The sequence below is a fragment of the Streptomyces turgidiscabies Car8 genome, assembly GCF_000331005.1.
GTDB lineage: Bacteria > Actinomycetota > Actinomycetes > Streptomycetales > Streptomycetaceae > Streptomyces > Streptomyces turgidiscabies.
In genome coordinates this window covers 1-2,858 of record NZ_AEJB01000113.1, presented here as the reverse complement: position 1 = coordinate 2,858, position 2,858 = coordinate 1, and the positions used below count along the sequence as shown (strand labels likewise).

Annotated in this window: 4 protein-coding genes; all 4 read left to right on the top strand. The window is 68.8% G+C overall.

The window, feature by feature from the left end; translation table 11 throughout:
* A partial coding sequence (locus tag STRTUCAR8_RS06530; protein ID WP_158697385.1) for a hypothetical protein occupies positions 1-365 on the top strand: 365 nt, incomplete at its 5' end.
* Positions 366-703: 338 nt separating this feature from the next.
* Positions 704-1,024, top strand: coding sequence for a 50S ribosomal protein L21 (gene rplU, locus STRTUCAR8_RS06525; protein WP_006374708.1), 321 nt, complete (start codon positions 704-706; stop codon positions 1,022-1,024).
* Positions 1,025-1,038: 14 nt separating this feature from the next.
* Complete coding sequence (gene rpmA, locus STRTUCAR8_RS06520) at positions 1,039-1,293, top strand: 50S ribosomal protein L27 (RefSeq protein ID WP_006374707.1); 255 nt, start codon at positions 1,039-1,041, stop codon at positions 1,291-1,293.
* 120 nt (positions 1,294-1,413) lie between these two features.
* Positions 1,414-2,850 carry a GTPase ObgE gene (gene obgE / locus STRTUCAR8_RS06515; protein WP_006374709.1) on the top strand — a complete coding sequence of 479 codons (1,437 nt, stop codon included), beginning with the start codon at positions 1,414-1,416 and terminating at the stop codon, positions 2,848-2,850.
* Positions 2,851-2,858: the final 8 nt, after the last annotated feature.

Sequence of the window (2,858 nt, the reverse complement as noted above, 5' to 3'; positions counted from 1 at the left end):
ACAGCGCCGCTCCGGCCCGGCCGCGGCGACGTGCCGTGCGCAAGGCCACCGCGCCCACCTCCTCCGCGGAGGCGGCCGTCATGGTCGTCCCGGCGACGGTCACCGAGCCTGCGGCACCTGCTGACGCGGCCGAGGCCGAGGAGGCGGTTCCCGCCAGGAAGACGGCGCGCAAGACCGCCGCCAAGAAGGCGACCACGGCCAAGAAGGCCGCCGTGAAGAAGACCGCGGCGGTGAAGAAGACGGCCGCCAAGAAGACGACGACGGCCGCGAAGAAGGTCACGGCGAAGAAGACGGTGTCGAAGCGGACGGCTGCCGCGGCCGAGCAGTCGGCCGACGCGTCCGTCTCGGCGGCCACGGAGGACTGACTTCCTCGGTCCCGTGTCCGCGCACCGGTGCGGTAGCCGGTAGCAGTACGACCGGCAGTGGTACGGCGGTCCGTCCGGGTTTCTCCGGGCGGGCCGCCGTCGTCGTCGGGGGGTTTGCGGGCCTCGCGAGTGGGGGATGAGGGCTCGGTTTGACCCGTTCAGGTCCGGCCCGTAATCTTGAGCGTCGGCGTGTCCATAGTTTTCCGTGACACGCCACATCCCCGTAAACCTCGTCCTCCTGAGCGCCGGGCATTTCGGTGCGGCGGGAGAGGCCACTCGCTTTTGCCGGGCGGCTGGACTGCGGGGGTGTCGATCCCGAGCAAGAGAGTGAGATCTGCGTGTACGCCATCGTGCGCAGCGGTGGTCGCCAGCACAAGGTTGCTGTCGGCGACATCGTTGAGGTTGACAAGATTTCCACTGCCAAGGTTGGCGACACGGTCGAGCTCTCGACCCTGCTCGTTGTCGACGGCGACGCCGTGACCAGCGACCCCTGGGTGCTGGCCGGGATCAAGGTTCAGGCCGAGATCGTGGACCACCACAAGGGCGTCAAGATCGACATCCTTCGCTACAAGAACAAGACCGGTTACCGCCGTCGTCAGGGCCACCGCCAGCAGTACACGGCGATCAAGGTCACTGAGATCCCCGCGGCTGCGAAGTAAGGGACTGAGGAGAGATGGCACACAAGAAGGGCGCATCGTCCACCCGGAACGGTCGCGACTCAAATGCCCAGCGGCTCGGCGTGAAGCGCTTCGGCGGTCAGGTCGTCAACGCCGGTGAGATCCTGGTCCGCCAGCGTGGCACCCACTTCCACCCCGGCGCGAGCGTCGGCCGTGGCAAGGACGACACGCTGTTCGCGCTGGCCGCCGGTGCGGTGGAGTTCGGTACCCACCGTGGACGCAAGGTCGTGAACATCGTTCCGGTCGCCTGATCGGTTCTTTCGCGAGGCGGACCTCACTTCCCGTACGGGAAGCGGGTCCGCCTTTCGCGTGTTTCAACTGTGCAGAGCTTTCTGCGCAGAGATTTCCGTACGTAACTGGAGGCACATCCCATGACCACCTTCGTGGACCGCGTCGAGCTGCATGTCGCCGCGGGTAGCGGAGGTCACGGCTGTGCCTCCGTCCACCGTGAGAAGTTCAAGCCGCTCGGTGGGCCCGACGGCGGCAACGGCGGACACGGCGGTGACGTGATCCTCACCGTCGACCAGTCCGTCACCACGCTGCTCGACTACCACCACTCCCCGCACCGCAAGGCGACCAGCGGCAAGCCCGGCGAGGGCGGCAACCGTTCCGGCAAGGACGGGCAGGACCTGGTTCTGCCGGTGCCGGACGGGACGGTCGTTCTCGACAAGGACGGCAACGTGCTGGCCGACCTGGTCGGGCACGGGACCTCGTACGTCGCCGCCGAGGGCGGGCGCGGGGGGCTCGGCAACGCCGCGCTGTCCTCGGCCCGGCGCAAGGCGCCCGGCTTCGCGCTGCTCGGGGTGCCCGGAGGGCTGCGGGACATCGTCCTGGAGCTGAAGACCGTCGCCGACGTGGCGCTGGTCGGGTATCCGAGCGCCGGTAAGTCGTCGCTGATCTCGGTGCTCAGCGCCGCCAAGCCGAAGATCGCCGACTACCCGTTCACGACGCTCGTGCCCAACCTGGGTGTGGTGACCGCCGGCGCGACCGTCTACACCATCGCCGACGTGCCCGGGCTGATCCCTGGAGCCAGCCAGGGCAAGGGACTCGGGCTGGAGTTCCTGCGGCACGTGGAGCGGTGCAGCGTGCTCGTGCATGTGCTGGACACGGCGACGCTGGAGTCCGAGCGTGATCCCGTCTCCGACCTCGACATCATCGAGGAGGAGCTGAAGCAGTACGGGGGGCTGGGGGACCGGCCGCGCATGGTGGTCCTGAACAAGGTCGACGTGCCGGACGGTCTGGACCTCGCCGAGATGGTGCGGCCCGAGCTGGAGGCTCGCGGATACCGGGTGTACGAGGTGTCCGCCGTCGCTCATATCGGGTTGAAGGAACTGTCGTTCGCGCTCGCCGAGGTCGTCGGGCAGGCGCGGGCCGCCAAGCCCAAGGACGAGGAGACCCGGATCGTCATCCGGCCGAAGGCCGTCGACGACGCGGGCTTCACCGTCGTCCAGGAGGAGGACGGGCTGTTCCGCGTGCGGGGCGAGAAGCCCGAACGCTGGGTGCGCCAGACCGACTTCAGCAACGACGAGGCGGTCGGCTATCTCGCGGACCGGCTCAACCGGCTGGGTGTCGAGGACAAGCTGATGAAGGCGGGTGCGCGGGCCGGGGACGGCGTCGCCATCGGTCCCGAGGACAACGCCGTGGTGTTCGACTGGGAGCCGACGGTCATGGCCGGGGCGGAGATGCTCGGGCGGCGTGGTGAGGACCATCGCCTGGAGGAGCCGAGGCCTGCGGCGCAGCGGCGGCGGGATCGGCAGGCTGAGCGGGACGACGCACAGCAGGAGTTCGACGACTTCGAGCCGTTCTAGGGGTTCGG

Coding starts and splice junctions, on each gene's coding strand:
- obgE (WP_006374709.1), top strand. CDS start 1,414: ATGACCACCTTCGTGGACCGCGTCGAGCTGCATGTCGCCGCGGGTAGC.
- rpmA (WP_006374707.1), top strand. CDS start 1,039: ATGGCACACAAGAAGGGCGCATCGTCCACCCGGAACGGTCGCGACTCA.